This is a genomic window from Flectobacillus longus (assembly GCF_030056705.1).
GTDB classification, from domain to species: Bacteria; Bacteroidota; Bacteroidia; order Cytophagales; family Spirosomataceae; genus Flectobacillus; species Flectobacillus longus.
Genome location: NZ_JASHIC010000029.1, coordinates 90,932 through 113,603, shown reverse-complemented (window position 1 = coordinate 113,603; position 22,672 = coordinate 90,932). Strand labels below are relative to the sequence as shown.

The following is a 22,672-nucleotide window of genomic DNA, read 5'->3' as shown; positions in this document are numbered from 1 at the left end:
GCAAAAAGAAATACCATTAATAAAATGGAAGAAAAAAACCTCGAAAGTAAGTCCTTCCGAGGCTAATATTAATCAAATTTTATAATCTAATCCTTGTCAACTTTTTTCAGGACTAGACACTATTTTTTGCAAGTAGATATTCCAAAGAGGGTATAAAGTGGACAAAAGCTAACGAGGCTAGTCAAAACAAATACGCCTGCAATAACCATTGCAATGATTCCAATAGTACCTGTGAGTGTCCCCGTAAAGTATAATGCTGCAACAATGATAGCAATGATAATACGAATCAATTTGTCGGTATTTCCCATGTTCTTTTTCATAGTATGAAATGTTTGGTTGAATATAAAAGGGTTTAAATGATGTCATAAATATCCCTATTATTCAAATGTCATACAGTGATAATTGTTACATAAAAACCTGTTTTTGAGAAGTTTATTTTAAATTTCAAACTTTTCTATCCTACCTGCTTTCCACTCGTAAGGAATATTTTCAACGACAAATCCGCTAGCAATTTGAAATTGGTTCTTGGTAATATGTTCGATATAATTACTTGAAAATTTGAGTATTTCGATGGGTCTAGGTTGCCAAAACTCTCTTTTCCCTTCGACAATTACCACTTCTTTTCTCATATTATCTACTGAAAAAGTAAACGGTAATGGTCCAGCGAATCGCCTAGCTTCTTGCCAATTGGCAAATGGAGAATTTGTCGGTAACTCAATATCTGATTCAATATCAGTCTTTAAACAGATATCGAATCCGCCTGACTTTGAGAGAAATAGAATGCTATTTGTGTGAATACTTTTCTGAATATCAATAGTTTTATATTGATAGTTGGTGAAAATATTTCCCAGAAATTCCATTTTTCTTTTATCTGTTTCAGATTTAAGAATATACAAGCCTCTAAGATTTTTACCTTTGACGTTGGTATATCTTACAAAGATTCTATAGCCAATAAGTGTAAAATCATTTCCCAAAATGGAAGGGAAACCCTTGGGACGAAGATTTTTAGTTTCTACCAATGCCATAGCCACAAACCCCCAATGGTTTTGAAAAGTATCAAGTTTTAAGGGTGCAGGAATTAATTTTTCAAGAATACTTTTTTCGACTGCACAAGTAACTATAAAAGACTGTTCGAAAAATGCCTGTACAGGAAAAGGGTGAGATGATAGTTTTTGGAAAAAAATCATTTTTGCTTTTCAAAAGGTTTAAATACAAATGTATGTACGTATATCATTGTACAAAAAAGCATTGCAAAAACTAAGTTCCAAGCACCCCATAAAAGCCAATGTTGAGCTAATTGAAACTCAATAAGGTTCATGGACATAACAATCACAATTTGGAAAATAGCCATAAACTTCGGCTGAAAATTAAGATAGATAATAAAACCCAAGCATATCTCAAGCACCCCGATGACAATGGTTAGTTCATGACTGTAAGTATTACCAAGAATAGTTTCTACAATCTGCTCATGTCTCGGAACCTGCCCCAAAACCTTACAATAAAGTCCATTCAGAAGCCAAACTGTAGCAATAAAATGCCGAAAGTAGTCATGGAGCGATTGATTCATGGCAGAGTTTAGTTTTATGTAAGGGTGGCAAGAAGACTAATTCAAATAAATGAGTATTCGATGAGATAATATCTTTTTAACAACAGTCCCAATTAAAGTAAGCCTTCTCAAAATGTTTATTCTTCAAGTCTTGAATATTGATAAAGAAATTTGCTACTCCACTATCTCCAAACATTATTTCATTATCTGTATCAATTTGAAGTAGTAACACATCATTTTTTAAATTTGTGCCGTAATCTCGTGGGTCAGACTGTGTGAAAAAAGCATAACCTCCAATTTTATGTCCGATAATATAAAAAAAATTGTCCAATTGCTCTTGCTGAGTACTATCTAATGTCTCCTTATAATCATAATAATCAAGACCATTAAAATCTAATTCAAATCTGAAATCAGTGATGCTTCCATATTCTGTTTCTTTCGTAAATGTTAATGAATGTTCACAATATATTGGGCTTTCTTCATAGGTTTTATCCGACAAAAAATTGAAATCCGTTTGATAATCATCACTTATTGTGTCATGATAAAGAATTTTATAATCATTCTGACTCATATTATACCAATCTGTTGGATGAATGAAAAACTGTAATATTCCACTTTCAGGGTAGTTTTCAAGTGCTGGAACCTCAGCAAAGTTAATTTGTGCTAGCAATATCATAGGTGTTCCATCCAAACCAGTGGGGTATTTTTGATTATTAGGTAGGTATGGAAGTCCTAAAAATTTACTTTGTTTTATTTCTAACTTTTGTCCTGCTGTTAATGGATGAGCCAAAATTTTAACAGAGTCCAGTTTATATGATTCAATCTGTGGAGCAAGATTTTCTAGAAAATAGGGTATCATTTTTGTGATTATTTAGGACTACTGAAGTCAAGTTAAAAGGGATTCAATAAAATTTTCAACAACTTTTTTAAAAAGAAGAAGCACTTTTTCTTTCGTATTAATGGTAATTTAACTTTTTTATTTATATTAAAAAAGAAATTTATTTTACGATTTTCTGCATTAAACTTTGCTTTAAAACCTTAAATATGTTTACTATTTATATTGCTAATTTTATGATAAAATCCTCAATGGCGATTTAATTAGATATGTATAAAATGACTCAAATGTTAGGCATTTATTTAGTATTTACAAAAAAGGCGTTCGAAATGAATTTTTCGAACGCCTTTTTTGATTATTTTATTCCTATGTAAGGATTTCCTGAAAATCGAAATTAGAATTTATAATTCACAGTCAACGCTAATTGGCGAGGTGCAATAGGATTAATACTATAGCGGTCGTGAACGATGTAATTCATCTCGTTAAATATATTTGAAACCTTTGCTAAAAATGACACTTGGTTGTATGTATAACCAACAGAGAAATCAACTGTTACAAAACCAGATAGTGGAATCAAAGCGTTGTATGAACTCAATGAGGCGGTGGTATTATTTAAACCACCATTCAAACCAACTACGTTGTTATTACCTGCAAATCGATTTCCAGTATAAAATGCTGACAATCCCAACTTCACACCTTTTAGTTTGGTATTATCAAAAGTATAAAATATCGAACCATTGGCTGTACTTCTTGGACTTCTGATAAGTTGCTCGCCTTCTACTTGTGAACCAACTGCACCAGTTGTGTTGGTATATCGCATATAGTTATATCCATAACCAAGTAAAAAGTAAAAGTTTTTCGATAAGATACCATTGAAATCAACCTCAAAACCATCACTTGTAGTTTCGCCTGATAATTCTCTAATGCTTGTATTGGTATTTGGGTTTCCGTTTTTATCAAAAAGTGCCGTTTGAGCAAAATTGCTATTGATGATTTTATATACGCTTAAATTAGCAGATAATTTACCATCTAAAAACTCATTTTTAACACCGATTTCATAGTTATTAATGATTGAAGGCTTGAGGTTATCTCCATTAATATCTGTACCAGTATTAATCGTAAAACTGTTGCTGTATGATGAATATACCGACGTTGTTTTCAATGGCTGGTAAATCAAGGCTAATTTCGGTGAAAAAGCTCCATCCGATTTATCGGCAGTAGTCCCACGACGCTCTACATTTTTTTCAAGATTTAAAATAGTTGATTGGAATGCTGTTTGATATGAGTATCTCAATCCTGCTAGTATCTTAAATTTAGCTGTAATACTTAGCAAATCTTGCACATAAACGCCATAGCGATTTTGCGGAGTCGTTGTACGAGCGGTATCTGCGATTGTAGGAATGTCGGTACGTGCTACATATTTTGAGAAATCATAAATGTTGATTTTATCATAAGCAGTACCTACTACCCCAGTTGCAGAGGTAAATTTAAAACTATGACTCACGTTAGAAATTCTTAAAAAGTCAGTTCCCACTAATAATTGATGACTTATTGCTCCTGTCTTAAAGTTTCCATTCAAATTTATTTGAGCTGTGTAATCTTTCTCACTTGTATGAACGGCACTCAATGTACGTGTGTAATCACCATTAGATGCAATTGCACTAGGTACACCTACTCCAAAGCCCTTGACTTCAGTATTTTGAATCGAACCAATTGCAGTCAATTTCCAATTTGTATCAAACTTATGGTTGATTGTCAAAAAGCTTGATGTCTGCTCAGTATTATTATAAGCCCAGCTTGTATTTATAAAACGATTTCGAGGTGCATCTGGTAATTCTGTAATAGTGATTCTACTATTTGGTGTCCCTACTCCAGCATCTGGTACAATATTACTTTTCAAATAATCTACTTGCAATAAAACATCCGTTTTGTCATTGATTTTATAAAGCAACGAAGGTGTAACGTAAGTTCTTTCAGTTTTTACAACATCACGATAACTTTTTGCATTTTCATAAGTTCCTACTACTCTAAAGGCAAGGTTTTTACTAATTGGTCCATAAACGTCAAGCGTTGGCTTGTACTGATTGTAGCTTCCCAAAAGCATAGAGGCTTGTCCACCCCAGTCGAAACGAGGTTTTTTAGTGACCATATTGATAATCAAACCACCAGAAACATTACCATATAACAAAGCAGAACTACCCTTCATTACTTCAACTGATTCTAAGGTACTAGCATCAGGAAAACCCATCGTATTACTAATTGTTCCATTTTTAAAAATACTACCTCCTGCACCTGCGATACCTACACTGTATCCACGAGAAGAAAATGTTTCGGCAACACCACCACGAGTTTCAGTTTGCGATACTCCACTTACATTTTTTACCACATCACCAAGTCTGATGGCTTGCTGGTCCGCAATGACGGTACTTGTCACTACTCCAGTACTTTGAGGTAAATCTAAAGGACGAATATTTGCCTTGCCTAAAGTAGGTGTACGGTTAGCAATATAACTACCCGATACTACGATTTCTTTGATCATTTCTGAGCTTTCAAGTAATTCGAGAGAAAGGTTCAATGTTTTACCTTCTTCAATTACAACTTTTTGCTCAAGTGTTTTATAACCTACAAAAGAGGCGACTAATGTATAATTTCCACTTTTCAGATTCGAAATAACAAATTTCCCTTGTTCGTCCGAAGTAGTTCCTTTTTTACTACCTTTTATTTGAATAGATACAAACGCCGCTGGTTGACCATCATTATTGGAAACTTTGCCTGCAATTTGTCCTGTTTGAGCATAAATAATTTGCGTAAATAGACATAACAATAGTAAAAAAACACTTTTCATATAACTTATTTATTATTGATATTTAGACTTATTTTAAATAGATGCACAAATGTATATGTCGTAAAACTATTGTACAAGTTTTATTTAGAATAAATTAAAATAAGATTCGAAATAGGATTTTTAGAAGATTTGATTGTGGAGAGGAGAGGGGGCTATCCAAAATTATCCATTTCGGATAGCGGATGTTAGATTTCGGAAATATGATTTACCTTTTTGAATCGAATTTTGTGAAGTAAAGGTATATGTACATATTTTGAAATTAGCAATCAAACCTGCAATACGGTAAAACTTTGGTTCAGTACTAATTTAAAATTTAGAAACAGTTTTATAAAAAAGTGCTTTAATCGATGCTGAAATAATTTTCATATAGATAGAAGGAGATGTTTATAGGTGTTATAGTTAGGTGTAATGTATATTGCTAGCAACAGGATTAAGCGAATACAGTTTAATTTTATCAAACCAAAAAATTAGAACATTACTTCTGGCGACACAAGTCGCCAGAAGTAATGTGATTACAGTAATTTAAAATGATATTCCTGAATCAATGCAGGCGTTTCAGGTGAAAGTGTCAGACTGATTTCGCATTTGCCTTTTTCTCCTTCAACTACGAAACTACCTCTCAATTTGTTTTGAGGATCAATAGGATGAATTTTAACCACCTTGCCCACTTTTTCTTGAAAGTTTTTGGTATCCTTTCCTAAAATTGACATTGGATAGTCATCGAAAAAGTTAACTGCAAATATTTTCATACTTTTCGCATTTCCCCAATCTTTTACAGCATCTACCAATTGAATATATCGCTCTTCCAAAACTTTGGCGGGTTGAATAGGATAACGTTCAAGTTTGGTGGTAGCCAAAAGTGTATCCAAAATTTGGATATTGATATAGCTCATTGGCGAATAGGTATTATTGGCAAATGAAATAACACCCAAACCATAATCTTGTAAAATATACCAATGACTCCCAAAACCTGGCAGACCACCACTATGTCCGACCATACGACGTCCATCACAATCCACAGACGTACGTAAACCATATCCGTAAGCGCTTACCATCGCACATTTTTTACCTGATTGATATTGATAATTGGCGTTGAGATTATTGAATTGCCAAGGCTTCTGCATTTCTCGTACCGAACTTCTTTTGATAGGGCCTGTTTCTGAAGCATCACTCGTTGGCCAAGCTGCTTGATGGAATGCAACATATTTGCCATAATCTTCCATTGTTGTAATGAGCCCACCCATAGCACCATATACGCCATCGTGCTCTAAAGGTTGTGGAATCCACTTGCCGTCCAACCAGCGGTAGCCCAATGCCAATTCCTTCTGTGACACTTTGGTGTATTCCCAATAGGTATGATTCATGCCTAATGGCTTTAAAATCTGCTGGTTGATGTATTCCTGATAGGTTATTCCTGAGACTTTTTTTATGATAGCACCTAGTAGTGCAAAACCCAAATTACTATATTCGTATTCGGTATCTACGGCTGTAGAGAAGCTAATTCCTTTTTTTAAGAAATCTGTAAATTCCTTCTCTGAAATTCCTAATTGCCTATCTCCCCAAGGATTATCTTCAGGAAAACCAGCAGAATGTGTGAGGAGATTTCTGACTGTAATGGTAGGCGAATCCTTGGTAGCGTATTTTTGATTCTTCATTTCAGGAACATATTTCCAAACTGGGTCGTCCATTTGGAGTTTTCCTTCATCACGTAGCTTGACAATAGCCATAGCAGTCAAACTTTTGGTCATACTTGCTATTCTAAAAGCAGATTGTGGTGTGGCAGGAATATTTTGGTCAAGATTCGCCAATCCAACACCTTTTGCATGAATCAGTTTTCCGTCTAGAACAATTCCGTAGCTCATGCCTGGGAAATGATTTTTCTCGGCATATTCCTTAAATAATTGGTCAACTAAGGGGAGAGCTTGAGAAACCTGTTGTTTTCTTTCTTCAAAAGATTGTGCTTGAGTTTGGAAAAATAAACCCAGACCCAAGGCTAATCCTAAAATTCGTTGATGAGGTAAGTTGCGCATATTTTATCATTGATTTTTCTCTAAAATAGCCTTTTAGGCTCTGAAAAACAAATATTTCATCTCTAAACAAAAACAAAACCCTTCTTGTAAAAGAAGGGTTTGTCAACTGAATTATATAGCAAATAGTGGAAAAATTCTATTCGATTTGGGATTTCGAATTTGAGATTTCGGATGTATAGGCTAGTTTTCGAATCCTATTTTACAAAAAAACAATATCCGAAATCCTTAACCCTATATCCGCAAAACTTCTTTATTCTTAGTAAAGTATTTGAACTGATCCTAGCAAACCCGATGGTTCGGGTTCCCAAGTCGACGGTTCCAATGATTTGTATTGAATATCTACGATATTGATATCCTTAAATTTTTTCCAATTATGAGATTGTTTGTCTATGAACCTCATTCTGTTGGCTGAAAGATTTTTTACTTCAATTTCTAAATGATTTTTTTCTTTTAACAGCTTGCTAGGAATGGCTACATTGAAAGGTAAACACCAAAGTGTACCCAAATTTTGACCATTCAACGTTACTTTTGCCGATTCACGAACATTGCCTAGATTTAAGTAAATCACGTTTTCTTTTACTGACTTCCAGTCAAAATCTATGGAATATTTAGCAGTTCCTGTAAAATATTGATTGGTGGAGTCTCCGACACTAGTCCATGAGTCTAATTTGTCTGTTTGGTAAGATTTTGGCAAAAATGGCTGTCCTTCCAAAAACTCAATATTCCATGTACCCTTAATGTCAACTTTGTGAGTAGGTTGGGCAGTCGTATTTTTGGTAATATTCTGAGCAGTCTTTTTGTCAAAAAACTGTACAAAACGGCTTTCTCCAGCTAAAAGTGCTAATTTGATTTCTGTGTAAGCGCCTCTTCTACTAAATGGAATATACTGTTTGGTTTGATGTAGTGGGTCATAGATTTCTACAGCTTCTCCTTTAGCACCGAGTAATAAATTTCCTTCTTGAAATTGCTGTGAGAAATTACTAATAAAATATATTGAGCCTTTGGCATTTTGTTTTTTGATAAAGGATATTCCCTTGCTTACCATTTCCTCTGAGGTTATTCCAAGTTTTGCTAAAGAACTAGATAGTGCAGAAATGTCAGTCGCTTTAAGATTTTTATTAAAATCGGCTAATAATGTTTCATTCGATTCCCAATCCTTAAAGCCAGCAGTATTGGCAGGCAATTGGTCTACAAATAAAATTGGTGCACCTTGTTTTTGTAGCTTTTGTAAGGCTTTAAGTGTTTCTGTTGGCAAATACTGGGTCTTAGGAATTACGATAGTTTTGTAAGTCAAACCACCACGACTTTGTAGTTTTCCGTTTATATATTTTAACTGAGTCAATTGTATATCAGATACATAGTCAAAGTTAAATCCTTTAGATTGTAAAAGTTTAGCGACTTGTCCAAACGAATTATTGAATAAAAGTTCCTGTGCATTGGCGTGTACAGATAATAGATGTACATGTTCTTTTCCCCCAGCATCGTGCCAAATGTCATGGATAGGGAAGTAGAGTAATACATCATTTTGTGCCTTCGATTCTTGCAAAAGTTCCTGACAACGAGCTATGTACTCATTCAAAAAGTGTAATTCATTCCAGAAATGACTTTGTTGATTAAAGTTAGTAGACGCATAGAACAACCAACCCGGATAGGCCTCTTGCGGAGGAGAATAAGGCACACCATGATAAAAAATATGGTTGATGCCCGAAGTCAGGGATTCATCAATAATTGGTTTTACCTGCGATAATGATACCTTGAAATGGTCTGCTAGCCAAGTTGCGGTTTCTGAGCCCACAAATTTTTTGTTTTCAGTATTAGCAGCAGAGCTAGCAAATTTGATTACTTGAGGATCAGGTACGCCATATCTAGCTTCCTCAAATTTTGGATCTCTTCTAAAGTATGGAATGTCAAAATACTTTGTCCCAAAGTACTCTGTTTCAGGTACATCAGATAGAGCGTACAAGTCCAACATATTCCCAGGAGAGCCATGCGCCTCATTTCGAGAGATTTTACCCATTTTTCGAACACCCTCAGCCCAAGTTTTAGTAAATTCTTCTCTGCACAAATCTGCGATTGTGGCATTGTAGTCGCCAAAGATTCTTTTTTCAAGCAGGTCTTTAGTTTCAGTTTTTGCCAAAATGTTTAGATAAGGTGTTAAATCATAACCACGCCTTTTCTGAAATTCTTCTAAAAAATCGTTAGTCCAGTTGGCTCCATACACCTCATACGAGTCATTGTAAAGCGCACGTACTCCATATTCTGGTAATTGAAATAGCGTTTGAAATGGCTTCATGTAATTATCCAATGCCTCCTTGTTGAAGTGGTCGAGTACAAATCCTTCGCCACCTGGCGCTGCACGCTTTACTTTTTGTTTGGTAGGTAAAACTTTGACACTGGTTTTTCCATTTTCCGATACAATCTCAAAAGCTTTAGCTGCATCTTTTTCACTTACGTGTTTTCCGCCAAATGGCCACCCCGTGCCCATTGTCATATCTATTCCCAAACCTAAGTTTCGTGCTTCTTTTACAGTAAAAGCCAACATTTGATTCCATTTTGGACTCAAAAAGTCAAGGTTGTTGGCGTCATTACCTTTTACCCCATAAATCGGAATGATATGTAGTCCACCAAATCCAGCTTGAGCATAATCTTGTAAGTTTTTACGGATACCTGCTTCGTCTACTGCACTTCCCATCCACCACCAATAAGCCCAAGGCTTATGCGTATTATATTTTTGTGCATTTGTAGTAAACGTTCCAATCAGAAGAAAAATTAGTGGCAAACATTTCATTAAAAAGTTGCCAAATCTTAGATGCTCTGATTTTGTAAAGGAGATAATTTTCATTTTTGATATGATTATTTTAATTTTTTCAAGATACATAGATAAAAAATAAAAGTAGGAACTGCATCCTGTAGCATACTGGAAATAGGATAAAATTCGATATATACCTTGAACAAAAAAATATTTTGAAGTCTATCAAACAAAGAAATATATAATATGATTATATATTTAACTGAATATTTATTCGAGAAATTTCTATTATAAAATTGTTTTTTCTACTTTTATTGTACATATTTAGCATACAAAGAAAATTATTGTGATTAAGATTATTGAATACCCATAAAATATACAATTATACCCCTTACGATTATCATATGTTTGACGACTCGACTGTAAATGTAGACATTCTAAAAGAGCGTGCCTACAACTTACGCTGGGCGACTGTTCCTGAAGGCGTGATACCATTAACCGCAGCGGACCCTGACTTCCCGAGTGCACCACAAATAGCCGATGCCCTAACTAGATTTATTAAAGACCGCTATTTATGTTATGCTCCACCCGAAGGACTTCCTCAGTTTAAAGAAAGCGTAGCCCAATTTTTTCACAACAAACGAAACGTTCCTGCCAAACCTGAATTTACTTTTCCTGTAGATAGTGCGGCATTTGGAATTTATGTTATTTGCAAAGCTTTTCTCGAAAAAGGAGATGAGGCAATTATTTTTAACCCAGTTGATTTTCTCTTTAAATACTCTATCGAAACTGTTGGTGCAAATGCTATTCCTTATGGTATTCCTTCAGGTCAGGAGTTTGTTGATTTTTGGGAATTAGAAACATTAATCACTCCCAAAACAAAAATGATTTGTCTTTGTAATCCTTTAAATCCAACGGGGAAAGTATTTACTCCTGCCGAATTGAAGATACTAGGAGAAATTGCAATCAAACACAATCTTGTCATTTTGTCTGATGAAATCTGGAGTGATATTGTGTATCAACCATACACCTATACCAGTATTGCAAGCTTAGATGAGAGTATCCGACAACATACTGTTATTGTTACAGGATATAGTAAATCGTATGGCTTAGCAGGATTGCGTATTGGTTCGGTAGTAGCTTTCAATCAAACTCATGCTAATAAAATTTTTCAAGCCTCTTTACATCAATCTACTGTTCATGGAGCAAACGTTTTAGGGCAAATTGCTGCAACCACTGCCTTAAACGAATGCGGATCATGGCTAGAGGCATTTATTCAACATCTTCAACAGATGCGTGATATGTGTGTATCTGAACTCAATGCAAGTAAAGGAGTATCCTGTATAGCACCTCAAGGGTGTTATGTTGCATTTGCAGATATTACAGGAACTGGCAAAACCAGCGCTGAAATACAATCGTATCTACTTGAAACAGCCAAAGTAGCAGTGGTACCAGGTTTGCCACAATGGTTTGGAACTGGCGCTGATGGTTATATTAGACTAAGCTTTGCCACATCACAAGGAATTCTTTCTAACGCACTTAATAATATAAAAACCGCACTTAATTACTTATGAAAGTTGTAATAATTGGTGGTGGAGTGGCAGGATTGTCACTTGGCTTGTTGCTAAACAAACAAAATATTGAAGTAGTTATCAATGAAAAAATGACCGAATTTCATACCAGAGGTCATGCTTTTTTAATGCATCTAGACGGATGGTCTATCCTTGAGGAATTGAGTGAAGGCAAGAATGTTCCGTTGCCAGGCATCGAAATCGGAGAGTTTAATTTTAATAAAAGTAACGGAGAACCTGTAAAACGCCAAAAGCTAAATCTTTGGCGTTGTATTAGGAGAAAAGACTTAATTGCATTTTTGAATCGTCTTGTTCCCGAAGGGCTCATCAAGACAGGACGTATTTTTTCCCATTTTATTTATGAAAATGGGAAAGCCATTGCCGCTCAGTTTAGCAACGGAGAAATCGAATATGGTGATATTTTTATCGGGGCAGACGGTAGTAACTCTGCTGTTAGAGAAGCCGTGTTTGGTTCAGTAGAATTTACTAAAGTAGAAGTAAAAGAAGTGGTAGGTTTGTGTAAAAATGAAGCACTTGCTTCTAAATTGCCCAATGTATTTACCAAATTTCAGAGCGATACCAGAGGAATTAGTTTTGGTATGATTCCTGTATCTGCTTCAGATTTTGTTTGGTTTATGCAATACAATTCGCTAGAGGCAGACTGTTGTGACAAGTCTACTCCTGAGCAACTTAAGGCCTTTTGCGATTTTCAATTAAGCGATTTTCCGCCAATTGTCAATGAATTGCTGGCTACAAATGATTATTCAACGAGCTATATTTGGAATACCAGAGATTTTGGGTTATTGCCTAAATTTCATCAAGGAAACATCGTATTGATTGGCGACGCAGCTCATTTGGCCTTACCATTTACCAGTGCAGGAACAACCAATGCCATTCTCGATGCAAAAGCATTGACCGATGTGTTGTTAAAAATTGGAAATTCAGAATTGGCATTTGAACAATACTATGCCTCTCGCAAAGATGAGATTTCCAAACATATCTATTTGGGAAGAGAGTTAAAAGAGCTCTTTATGCACCCAGAAAAAATAGACGGAGATAAAATGGTCGTACCACTGATTTCTAAAAAAGAGTCAGATGATAAAGGGGATAAACCATTGAAGGTGCAATATTTTACCGATCCCATTTGTTCAACATGTTGGGTGGTTCAACCAATGTTGCGTAGGTTAAAATTGGAGTATGGCGAATATTTTGATATCGACTATCGTATGGGAGGACTTTTGCCTTCATGGACAGATTATCAACGTGGACCAATTACCCAGCCATCTGATGTTGCATCGCACTGGGAAGAAGTTTGTATGATTCATGGAATACCTTTAGACGGAGATATTTGGTTGGAAGATCCTTTGCCTTCTTCTTATCCACCTTCAATAGCATTCAAGGCAGCTCAAATGCAAGATGGAGACTTGGCAATTTTGTTTTTAAGAAGAATCAAAGAAATGTTATTCTTAGAAAAAAAGAATATTGTAGATCTCAATTATTTGGAAAACGCAGCTTTCGAAGTAGGGCTAGATTCGGCCAAATTTATCAAAGATTACGAAACAAAGGCACAAGAAGCATTTCGGAATGATTTGATTTTGGCGCAAAATATGGAAGTTGGTGTGTTTCCGACACTAATTTTTACGAATCAAGACAATAAAACGATTATTGCGAAAGGGTATCAAGAATATGAATATTTTGAAGACATCATTCATCAATTGATTCCAAATGCACAAAAAAGAAGCTTGAATACAGATCCTGTTTTCTTGTTCAGTTGTTTTTCGACCATGACCAACAAAGAGTTTTCATTCCTGAGTGAAAAATCGGTAGAAGACACCGAAAAAACCTTGGACGATCTTTACGAAAGAGGATATATCGACAAATTTGAGAGTAAAAATGGTATAATTTGGAAGAGTAAATTGGCGGATTATTAACCGACGATTTTAGTATAAAAAAGGCCTCAATGTTATCAACATTGAGGCCTTTTTTATACTAAAACAAATTTTTTACAACTTATACTTCTCCTTCAAATAGCCCAACGCCATGCCATACGCCTCTTTGCTGGCAGCTTCGTCATATTTTGGGTTACTTGGGTTTGAGAAACCGTGAACTGCATTGAAAATTTTGTAGGTCAGCTTTTTATTCGCTGTTTTCATATTTGCCGCAAAATCTTCGATAACTTGTTGTGAGATATATTGTTCAGTGGCAAATAAGCCTAACACATCACTGTTAAGAGTCTTTAATTTTTCAACATCTTTTACTGGCATTCCGTAATACATTACTGAACCAATGGTTTGTTTACCTCCTAATAAGGCTGATTTTAGTGACCAACTTCCGCCAAAACACCAGCCTACATTGGCAATTTGAGCTTTTGGTCCTGCATAGGTAATTGCACCTTTTACAATGTTTTCAAGTCTCGACTCAACTACGCCTTGCATTAACTTTCCTGCTTCTTGTGGGTTAGTCGTCGATTTTCCATCATACATATCCAAGGCAATAACATTTACTTTTCCCCCAAGATCGTTGTAAAAAACATCTGCTTGATGTCTGATATGGTCATTGAGTCCCCACCATTCTTGGTACACAAATAGCCATTTGTCAGATTTCTTTTTGGCTTTGACAATATATGCACTAGCAGTGTTACCGTCGGCTGTTGGGTAAGTAATAGATTCACCTTCTGCTACAAATTTGATGGCTTCTGGTGCTGGGTGTAAAGCAATAAAATTTGGGTCGTTGGCAAATTGAGCCATATCACCCGACACTGGTGCATGACAAACTGTAATTTGATTTTCAGGTTGTTCGATAGGTTTTGCAACAAAGTATCCCATTATACTAACAACAAGGAGATTGAGAGATAGCCAAAGTTTGTTCATTTTCTACGATGAGTTTTGGATGAATGATTAATGAACTGGTGTATGATTCATAAATGAACATTCGCCAATTCTTTCTTAATAATAGAAATTTGCCTACAATTGTTCTAAGTCTTGTTGAAATATTCGACCAAAAGGCGATATAGTTAGATATATGCCGTCACATATAGCTAATTATATCGCCTTTCGAAGTTGGATACTAGCTAAATCTTTTAATTCAATTTATACCATTGTATATTTGAAAGGGGCTGACGGCGCTGTGCATGCTTGACAGGACCATAATATTTGCTCAAATAATCAAGGACTATTGGCTCGGCCTCTCCCAAATCCCAAAGTTTTTGTGTTCTTTGCATCCAACGAATTCTTTCTAACCAGCCTTCTCGAGAAGCTCTGAATTGTAAAATCATTTTACTCGAATGACAACCTGTACATTGGGCTTTGACCATGTCTAATTCTTTGGCAATAACCAATCCTGTTTCAGGGTCTAATCCTTTGGTCGAATCTACGTAAATAGCTTTTGAACTGTATTTTTGTGGCGTAATTTTTCCCAATGAAGCCAAGTAGGCCATAGAAAGCATTGTTGCCAATATCATGATTTTTTTCATAAGATAACAGTTGGGTTAAACCACTTTTATTGCGATTCTATGACACGAATTATTGAGATATCCTGCTGGATTCCATGCAGGAATGACCATTGGCTGAGAGATACCCTTGGCATCGGTAGCTTTTGCCCAAACTTCATAATAGCCTTTTCTTGGAAATTTTACCTCTGTTGACCAATGTTGCCAAGCCAATCTGTTTTTAGCTTTTTGTAGGCTAGCCTTTTGCCAAGTAGCGCCAAAATCAATTGAAATTTCCATTTGACTCACCTCCAAATCGCCTGCCCAAGCATGTCCTCTCAAACTGATTGTTTTGCCATCATCAATCATAGCGCCAGTTTTGGGATAGGTAATAACTGATTTTACAGGCATTGATTCTATGATTCTGTAATCGCTATCTGGTGCTTTTCCGCCTGGTTCAATCGGGTATAAAGGCACACGGTAATGCGTCCCGTCCATTTTTTCACCATCATGTACTTTATTACGTACTACAATTTTTTCTAGCCATTTTCCTGAAACAGAAGCTGGCCATCCTCCAAGAATCAATCTTAATGGATACCCGTGCATCAATGGAATTTCTTGTCCGTTGACAGCCCATGCTAATAAGCTTTCATCCTCCAATGCTTTTTTTATTGGTACACCACGAGAAATCGTAACTTTTTTAGGGTCGCCACTCAAGTGAGTATCTTTGCCAAAATAACCAATATAGACGGCATCATCTTTGATTCCAACTGAATTTAGTACGTCTTTTAGGCGTACACCTGTCCATTCAGCGCAATTAATTGCACCTTCAGACCATTGATTACCAGAAGCTTGAGGTACAAAACCACTTCGACCATTACCTCCACATTCTAACTGAATTTGATAAGTATATTGTTTAAATTGCTTCTTGAGTTGTTCTAATGTAAATGTCTTTTTTGTTTTAGCTGATTCGCCTTCAATGGTGAGTGTCCACGTTTTGATGTCTATATTTTCAGGAGGATTTCCATTATTTCTCACAAACATTTTGTCGAGAGGAGTTATCTCATCATCAAGAAGATGCGCTGGAGCTTCTACATTCCAAGGGCGGTCGCTCAAAATGGTCATTTCTTTATTTTTTTTGAGCATTTCAAGCGCATTATCATCCAGCGAATTCAGAATGATAGGAGAGTAGCCTTCTGGCATATTATTGGCAAAAACTATTTCAGTACCAAGTACACTAATTGCACTTGTTCCAATGAGTTTTTTCAAAAAGTTTCTTCTTTTTTGCGTCATGGTTAAATGAGGGCTTTGTTCAATTTTTGTAAATATAATCAACTTTCCGTAAGAGTCTATAATGAATTGCTTGGTTTGTATCTTATCCTATAGGATAAATAGTTTTAAAAGTTTTTAATCTCTACAAATAATCAATGAGTGCAAAGTATTTATTTAATTATATTTTTGAGACTCAAGGAAGTACACATCTAAAATTGCTTTGGGACGAGCTAGGTACTCACGAAGATAAGTTTTGTAGCCTGATGGAACATCTTGGGCGGCAAATGCTACGGCATCAACTCCTAGATGTTGTGCTAAAAATAAGGCTCTAGCATTATGGGTCGGTTGTGAGATAATGGTAAATTTTTGCTGATTGAAAACTTTTTTGCAACGAACGATAGAGTCATAAGTTCTGAAACCTGCAAAATCTAAAATCATGACATCGTAAGGCACACCTAGTTTAAGGAGTGCTTGGCGCATATCAGCAGGTTCGTTGTAAAAGATAGAATCATGATTGCCACTCAATATAAGGTACTTTACTTTGCCTTCATGATAAAGTCTTGCTGCGGCTTCAATACGGTAACGAAAGAATAAATTTTCTTTGCTTCTCGTAACATTTTTGCTTGTTCCCAAAACAAGTGCAAAATCATTTGAAGGAAGATTGTCGATATTATAATAGTTATAATTTTCAGTAGAAAAAACAATCCAGATATTACTCATCAAAACCAAAATAATTCCCATGAATCCCAATGCAATAAGCCCCTTAATCACCCGCTTGATAAATCGGGTAAAATTAAGTGGTTCTCGAATCGCTATTTCAAGGGTACTTTTCATATAGCTTTGGTACAACGTTGCTTATTTCTCTTAACTTTTCCAAAACATTATTCAAAATCCATTTACAAGTCATCTATCCGATTTTTTTAATATGCCATTTATAGAGATAACGCTAAAATCGGCAGGATATGTTGGTGAAATTGTTAAATTTTTTATTAGAAAAGTTTAAGTTTAGGTCTTAATATTTAATTAATATTAAAAGTATTTCCCTAATATATAAAAAAAAAGTCTGATAACCTCACCGTACTGTAGGGTACAGATATGAATTATCAGACTTTTAATTAATATGATAAAAATTAGAATAATCCTAATTGTTCTCCAGTTCCTGAGTCAGAGTTTTCAGGGAATTCTATTTCCTCTGGCTCAACTAATTTTGTAGCAATAGCTTCATTAGTTTCAGTACTGACTTCATCTTCTGAACTCTCTGGCAAAAGAATTTCTACGATTTTGGGCTCCAATGCTTTTATCCCCTGTACTTTATGTGTACTAAGTTTACTACCTAAAGCTTTCCAACCTCTAATTTCTGCTACTTCATCTAAAGCAATTTCTTCGTGCTCAAGGGATGCACCTTTTTCATCCTTTTTGAAAGCAAGCTCGATACGTGGATAAACGTCGACTGAGGCAAAATGTAGTTTTGAACCTTTTTCGTCCGAAATAAATAAAAATTTCTTATCTACCGTTGTCGTTTCTATTCTGAAACGTTTGACATAATACAATTTGCTACCGCCATCATAATACACCGCAGAAATGATACTCTCTGGTACAAACTTGATTAAGACAGCAATATCTTTTGGTTCGTAACGGTTAGTTAATTCGAAGTTGGTTAACTCATATTGACCGTCATTATAGATTACCAAGATATGGTCTTTGGCCTCAAAATTACCAAGATATTTGCCATGCTCATCACGATTTAGACGACCAATGGTTGGGTCATACCAAATATCCAAGCCACCTAAGGTAGAAACCCCAGCAGATTTTTGAATGATTTTTCTTACTGGATATTTTGTCAAAACATTACCCATCGAATCACGACCCTTAATGAGTAAATCTTTGAAATCGTATTCAAATTGTTTGACACGGGCTGTACAAGAAGCCGTTAGATTTACTTGAATTACCTCTGCCTCACCATTATCGTTGGCAGTAAAATAAAGTACTTTTGACTTCGGATTTCCTGCCGTTAAATCATATACTCTATCACGAGTTACAGCAGTGATCTTAAAGCGTTTGATATAACTTGTTCCTGATTTGGCATCAAAATACACCAAGTTGTAAACTTTGCGGTCATCATTCTTTTTAAAGACAGAGCAGTAAATAATGTCTTTTCCGACAAATACCTTATCTTGAATTTTTGTTACCACACAAGAGCCATCTCTACGGAATACGATTATATCATCGATATCTGAACAATCCATTACATATTCGTCTTTTTTGAGACTGTATCCAATAAAGCCTCCTTCGCGGTCTACATAGAGCTTTTGGTTGGCAGCTGCAACTACTGCTGCGGTAATGGTATTGAAGTTTCTAATTTCAGTTTTACGCTCACGTCCCTTACCGTATTTTTTGAGGAGCATTTTGTAGTAATCAATCGCATATCGAACCAGATTGGCAAGGTTATCATTTACCTCGTTGAGTTCATCTTGCAATTTAATCATCAACTCATCGGCTTTGAAAGAGTCGAATTTAGAAATACGCTTAATACGAATTTCTAATAGACGCAGCAAGTCTTCCTCTACAATTTCGCGATAGAATTGAGACTTATAAGGCTCTAATCCTTTATCTACCGTAGCTACTACCTCCTCGAAGGTTTCGCAGTTTTCGATGTCACGATAGATTTTATTTTGGATAAAGATTTTTTCGAGTGAACTAAAGAGCAATTTTTCCAATAACTCTCCTTTACGAATTTCGAGTTCTTGTTCTAATAACTCTAAGGTTTGACGGGTGCAAACTTTTAATACTTCGCTAACTCCTACAAAATGCGGTTTGTCAGCAATGATTACACAAGCATTGGGCGAAATAGAAACCTCACAGTCAGTAAAGGCATAAAGTGCATCGATGGTTACATCGGGAGATGTACCAGGAGCTAGCTGAACTTGAATTTCTACATCTTTTGCGGTATTGTCTATTACTTTTTTGATTTTGATTTTTCCAGCATCGTTTGCTTTGATAATGGATTCAATCAAACTGGTAGTAGTTGTAGCAAATGGTATTTCTTTAATAATGAGTGTTTTCTTGTCTAATTCTTCGATTTTGGCACGAACGCGGATTTTGCCTCCACGCATACCATCATTGTAATTAGAAACATCGATTAAACCGCCTGTTAAAAAGTCTGGAAAAATTTCAACATTCTTATTTTTGAGAATATCAATAGAGGCTTCAATAAGCTCCACAAAATTGTGAGGCATGATTTTGGTAGCCAAACCTACAGCAATCCCTTCTACTCCTTGTGCCAGTAACAATGGAAACTTGACAGGCAGCGTAATTGGCTCTTTCTTTCGTCCATCATATGACAGTTGCCAATCAGTAGTTTGAGGATTAAAGACTACATCCTGAGCAAATTTTGATAATCGAACTTCTATATAACGAGCTGCTGCTGCGCTATCACCCGTTCGGATGTCACCCCAGTTACCTTGGCAATCAAATAATAAATCTTTCTGCCCCATGTTTACCAGTGCTTCGTTGATAGAAGCATCCCCATGAGGGTGGTATTGCATAGTTTGACCTATTACATTGGCCACTTTGTTAAAGCGACCATCATCCATTTCGTTAAGGGCATGTAAGATACGGCGTTGTACTGGCTTTAGACCATCTTCTACGGCTGGTACGGCACGTTCCAAAATTACATACGATGCGTATTCCAGAAACCAGTTTTCGTACAACCCAGCCACTGCCACTTGCTCATGTAATGCATCTTCGCTTTTCGGGTTCTTGTTTTCGTCGAAATTTTCTGTCTGATTTGTGTTTTCCATTACAGCGTATTCTCAAAATTTTTAAAGTCAACTTAAGATCAAGTATGACATAGTTCTGATTAGGTGAACTTAGTCTTAAGTTTACGTTTGTTACTTTTACAAAACCCCAAATTACGAAAAAAATATGGGTAAAAAAAATATCTACTCGGTCTGTATTTTGAAAAAATGGCTAAGAAAACGGGTAAATTATTGGTTAGGTGAAAATTAAATCTCCAAAAATTGTTCAAGAAGCGTTATTTTATATGTTTTGTCATTTTTTTGAACAATTGAATACTGATATTTTCCTTTGGGTAGATTACTTGTTAAGAAAGTTGCATAGAAGCCATCGCCAAAATATTTTCCTTTAAATAATAAATCAGTTTTTCTGCCGTGTTTATGTTCGACGGGTACTAAATAATTGGCTTTATCAGAATGCAACATTAAAAAAGTATTCTCATTATAGGGAAAGGCTTGAGCTTCAATTAGGTAGGATACTAGAATGGTTGGATTTTTTGCATCCTGAATTGTGGTAGTAGATGGAACAGTAGTTAATTTAAAAGTTGAATCTTTTTTCAACTCAATTGTAGCATTTTCAAATGAATTTAGGACATCTAAATCAAAGTCAGAGTATTTGCTGATACCATTTTTGTAAGATAGCGCCAAGGTTTGTTTAATATTACTGTTGAATATAGGCGATTCTCTAAATATTACACCATTCATTCTGTAATTAAAAGCCTCTGCGCGTTCACTATCAAATTGATACTTCAATTTGATAGTTGATGAATACCAACCAAAAACATTAATTACAAAAGCTCCAGCAATAGCCATTACTCCAAGTGTTTTATGGATAGCTTTTGGCGAATTCAACAACAGGGTAAGATACAGTAAGGCAATTGCCCATAGCGAGTTGTGAGCGTAACGATTGTCCAACCCTGCTCCATAGCCAATCCAAGCTCTACTCAATGCCACTAAAGCTGAAGTAACCAACAAGTAGCCAAAACAGGCTAATAGAAATAAATTGCGGTCATCTAAAGTAATTTTTGGGGTCAATAGCTTTGTAAAAAAGTATTTACCTAAAATGATAATAAGAGGACCTACTATTAATACACCAGTACATGCTGCAAAGATATTTGTGACATTGTAATGATTGGTGAAGTGCCACGTAATACTACCCCAAAATGTGAAGAAGCACCTAAGAAGCATGTCAATATGATGCAAACTTTGTGATACATTGGAGTTTTGTCCACTTCTATATTGATAAAAATAGACTGAGAATAGCGCTACCGTAAATATTGACCATCTGAGCAAATCTGTTATTCGTCTGGTAAGGAATAAAATGACCCCAGCAATTAATAATCCAAATAGTCCATTCCCATGTGTAAATGTGAGTACAAACCCTACAACAAATGCCCAGTAAAAATATTTTTTATTAGGATTGGTAATAAGCCAAAACAACAACATTGCCCAAAATAGATTTCCTACTTGTTGTAGTACCGAGATTGTCCAATATATATTTTCATGTGATAATGGATGGAATAATAATAATGGTATCGGAAGAAAGTACCATGCCGAAACTTTTAACTTATTAAAAGCAAGATTAAATATCCAACAAATACCTAAATAGTAAAATAAGGAGATGATATTAAAGGTTTTCCAGTCGATAAACCCTTCGATTTGATAAATTAGTAACGTAAATAATCGAGGAAAGATAATTCGGTGTTCATTGTGTAAATCAAATAATAGCGAAAATTGTTCTTTGAAGCTTTTTCCTTGTTGTGAATCTGTTACATATCGAAGAAGATGATAGTCATCGGCAAAGAAAAAATTGTAACAGTATTGTTGTAAAAAAATGATAAAGACTAGGAATAACAGCAACGAAATTCCGAATGCGTACTTTTGAGTTTTCATTGGGTGTATTTAATAAAATGAGGAGATAGTAACAATAATCATTGAGATTGAATAAGATCAATCATTTCTGCAATCATCATTGCTGTTGCCCCCCAAACGGTATGTCCTTGAATATCAAAAAAGGCTGCTTCTACTTCTGTACCTCTGACATTTAGGATTTTTTTACCAATATTGGCTGGGTTTAGCAATTCATCAAGCGACACTTCGACCACTTGGTCTACCTCTCTTGGGTCTGGGTAAAATTCAGGTCTTTTTTCCATGTATCCAATTACGGGCTGTACATAGAAATTTGAAGGCGGGATAAATAATTTAGAAATTTCACCCAACACTTTGACGTCAGTAAGACGAACCCCAATTTCTTCTTGGGCTTCTCTCATCGCAGTTCTTATCAGATTTTCATCTTCTCTTTCCTTTCTTCCTCCAGGAAACGCCATTTGTCCACCATGAACTCCGTCGTAGGCTGGTCTCAAAATCAAAGGAAGATAAATTTTCCCCTCGTGTGGGTAGAACAAAATCAGTACAGCGCTTTGTCGAGTTTTTTCGTTGGGTCCTAACTTGAATTTTAACCTCGAACTTGATGCCATACGTATATGGGCGCTTTCACCTGGTAAGGGTAATGTAAAGCGCTGTCTCAAGTTGTCGATAAAGTGATTGAAGTCAGTCATAAATTATCTCAATAGCAATGTCGATTGTTTTATTATTGAATAGAA

General features: G+C 35.6%; 16 protein-coding genes. 2 read left to right on the top strand and 14 right to left on the bottom strand.

Annotated elements, in window-relative coordinates; all coding sequences use genetic code 11:
* Positions 1-119: 119 nt before the first annotated feature.
* The 7 genes from QM491_RS20555 to QM491_RS20525 form a co-directional block, all read right to left on the bottom strand.
* Complete coding sequence (locus QM491_RS20555) at positions 120-320, bottom strand: YgaP family membrane protein (RefSeq protein WP_283329408.1); 201 nt, start codon at positions 318-320, stop codon at positions 120-122.
* A 117-nt stretch (positions 321-437) separates the two neighbouring features.
* Positions 438-1,187, bottom strand: a complete 750-nt coding sequence (locus QM491_RS20550) for a DUF2071 domain-containing protein (protein ID WP_283329407.1) — start codon at positions 1,185-1,187, stop codon at positions 438-440.
* Positions 1,184-1,567, bottom strand: coding sequence for a DoxX-like family protein (locus QM491_RS20545; RefSeq protein ID WP_283329406.1), 384 nt, complete (start codon positions 1,565-1,567; stop codon positions 1,184-1,186). The genes QM491_RS20550 and QM491_RS20545 overlap by 4 nt, the downstream gene beginning before the upstream one ends.
* 76 nt (positions 1,568-1,643) lie before the next feature.
* Positions 1,644-2,405, bottom strand: coding sequence for a YwqG family protein (locus tag QM491_RS20540; protein WP_283329405.1), 762 nt, complete (start codon positions 2,403-2,405; stop codon positions 1,644-1,646).
* Between the two features lie 370 nt (positions 2,406-2,775).
* Entirely contained in the window at positions 2,776-5,226 is a 2,451-nt protein-coding gene (locus QM491_RS20535) for a TonB-dependent receptor (RefSeq protein WP_283329404.1), read from the bottom strand.
* 512 nt (positions 5,227-5,738) lie between these two features.
* On the bottom strand, positions 5,739-7,256 hold the full coding sequence (locus tag QM491_RS20530) for a serine hydrolase domain-containing protein (protein ID WP_283329403.1): 1,518 nt from the start codon (positions 7,254-7,256) through the stop codon (positions 5,739-5,741).
* A gap of 256 nt (positions 7,257-7,512) precedes the next feature.
* Positions 7,513-10,098 carry a glycosyl hydrolase gene (locus tag QM491_RS20525; RefSeq protein WP_283329402.1) on the bottom strand — a complete coding sequence of 862 codons (2,586 nt, stop codon included), beginning with the start codon at positions 10,096-10,098 and terminating at the stop codon, positions 7,513-7,515.
* A gap of 311 nt (positions 10,099-10,409) precedes the next feature.
* Between QM491_RS20525 and QM491_RS20520 the strand changes: the two genes are divergently transcribed.
* Together QM491_RS20520 and QM491_RS20515 are read left to right on the top strand one after the other, a co-directional pair.
* Positions 10,410-11,579, top strand: coding sequence for a pyridoxal phosphate-dependent aminotransferase (locus QM491_RS20520; RefSeq protein ID WP_283329401.1), 1,170 nt, complete (start codon positions 10,410-10,412; stop codon positions 11,577-11,579).
* Complete coding sequence (locus QM491_RS20515) at positions 11,576-13,507, top strand: DsbA family protein (protein ID WP_283329400.1); 1,932 nt, start codon at positions 11,576-11,578, stop codon at positions 13,505-13,507. Before QM491_RS20520 ends, QM491_RS20515 begins: the two co-directional genes overlap by 4 nt.
* A gap of 72 nt (positions 13,508-13,579) precedes the next feature.
* On the opposite strand, the gene QM491_RS20510 is transcribed toward QM491_RS20515, so the two are convergent.
* The 7 genes from QM491_RS20510 to QM491_RS20480 all read right to left on the bottom strand — a co-directional run bounded on the left by QM491_RS20510 (position 13,580) and on the right by QM491_RS20480 (position 22,627).
* Positions 13,580-14,446, bottom strand: coding sequence for a dienelactone hydrolase family protein (locus QM491_RS20510; protein WP_283329399.1), 867 nt, complete (start codon positions 14,444-14,446; stop codon positions 13,580-13,582).
* A gap of 209 nt (positions 14,447-14,655) precedes the next feature.
* Entirely contained in the window at positions 14,656-15,048 is a 393-nt protein-coding gene (locus QM491_RS20505; RefSeq protein ID WP_283329398.1) for a hypothetical protein, read from the bottom strand.
* A gap of 15 nt (positions 15,049-15,063) precedes the next feature.
* Positions 15,064-16,296, bottom strand: coding sequence for a sulfite oxidase (locus QM491_RS20500; protein WP_283329397.1), 1,233 nt, complete (start codon positions 16,294-16,296; stop codon positions 15,064-15,066).
* A gap of 153 nt (positions 16,297-16,449) precedes the next feature.
* A complete protein-coding gene (locus QM491_RS20495; RefSeq protein WP_283329396.1) occupies positions 16,450-17,109 on the bottom strand; it encodes a SanA/YdcF family protein in 660 nt (219 codons plus the stop codon).
* Between the two features lie 296 nt (positions 17,110-17,405).
* Positions 17,406-20,075, bottom strand: coding sequence for a DNA gyrase/topoisomerase IV subunit A (locus QM491_RS20490; RefSeq protein ID WP_283329395.1), 2,670 nt, complete (start codon positions 20,073-20,075; stop codon positions 17,406-17,408).
* Positions 20,076-20,279: 204 nt separating this feature from the next.
* Complete coding sequence (locus tag QM491_RS20485; protein WP_283329394.1) at positions 20,280-21,962, bottom strand: hypothetical protein; 1,683 nt, start codon at positions 21,960-21,962, stop codon at positions 20,280-20,282.
* Positions 21,963-22,000: 38 nt separating this feature from the next.
* Positions 22,001-22,627 carry an NUDIX hydrolase gene (locus QM491_RS20480; protein WP_283329393.1) on the bottom strand — a complete coding sequence of 209 codons (627 nt, stop codon included), beginning with the start codon at positions 22,625-22,627 and terminating at the stop codon, positions 22,001-22,003.
* Positions 22,628-22,672 lie beyond the last annotated feature (45 nt).

Excerpts from the sequence above, each read along its gene's own strand:
- QM491_RS20485 (WP_283329394.1), bottom strand. The coding sequence starts at position 21,962 with ATGAAAACTCAAAAGTACGCATTCGGAATTTCGTTGCTGTTATTCCTA.
- QM491_RS20480 (WP_283329393.1), bottom strand. The coding sequence starts at position 22,627 with ATGACTGACTTCAATCACTTTATCGACAACTTGAGACAGCGCTTTACA.
- QM491_RS20540 (WP_283329405.1), bottom strand. The coding sequence starts at position 2,405 with ATGATACCCTATTTTCTAGAAAATCTTGCTCCACAGATTGAATCATAT.
- QM491_RS20555 (WP_283329408.1), bottom strand. The coding sequence starts at position 320 with ATGAAAAAGAACATGGGAAATACCGACAAATTGATTCGTATTATCATT.
- QM491_RS20505 (WP_283329398.1), bottom strand. The coding sequence starts at position 15,048 with ATGAAAAAAATCATGATATTGGCAACAATGCTTTCTATGGCCTACTTG.
- QM491_RS20530 (WP_283329403.1), bottom strand. The coding sequence starts at position 7,256 with ATGCGCAACTTACCTCATCAACGAATTTTAGGATTAGCCTTGGGTCTG.
- QM491_RS20515 (WP_283329400.1), top strand. The coding sequence starts at position 11,576 with ATGAAAGTTGTAATAATTGGTGGTGGAGTGGCAGGATTGTCACTTGGC.
- QM491_RS20525 (WP_283329402.1), bottom strand. The coding sequence starts at position 10,098 with ATGAAAATTATCTCCTTTACAAAATCAGAGCATCTAAGATTTGGCAAC.
- QM491_RS20535 (WP_283329404.1), bottom strand. The coding sequence starts at position 5,226 with ATGAAAAGTGTTTTTTTACTATTGTTATGTCTATTTACGCAAATTATT.
- QM491_RS20545 (WP_283329406.1), bottom strand. The coding sequence starts at position 1,567 with ATGAATCAATCGCTCCATGACTACTTTCGGCATTTTATTGCTACAGTT.
- QM491_RS20520 (WP_283329401.1), top strand. The coding sequence starts at position 10,410 with ATGTTTGACGACTCGACTGTAAATGTAGACATTCTAAAAGAGCGTGCC.
- QM491_RS20550 (WP_283329407.1), bottom strand. The coding sequence starts at position 1,187 with ATGATTTTTTTCCAAAAACTATCATCTCACCCTTTTCCTGTACAGGCA.
- QM491_RS20500 (WP_283329397.1), bottom strand. The coding sequence starts at position 16,296 with ATGACGCAAAAAAGAAGAAACTTTTTGAAAAAACTCATTGGAACAAGT.
- QM491_RS20495 (WP_283329396.1), bottom strand. The coding sequence starts at position 17,109 with ATGAAAAGTACCCTTGAAATAGCGATTCGAGAACCACTTAATTTTACC.
- QM491_RS20510 (WP_283329399.1), bottom strand. The coding sequence starts at position 14,446 with ATGAACAAACTTTGGCTATCTCTCAATCTCCTTGTTGTTAGTATAATG.
- QM491_RS20490 (WP_283329395.1), bottom strand. The coding sequence starts at position 20,075 with ATGGAAAACACAAATCAGACAGAAAATTTCGACGAAAACAAGAACCCG.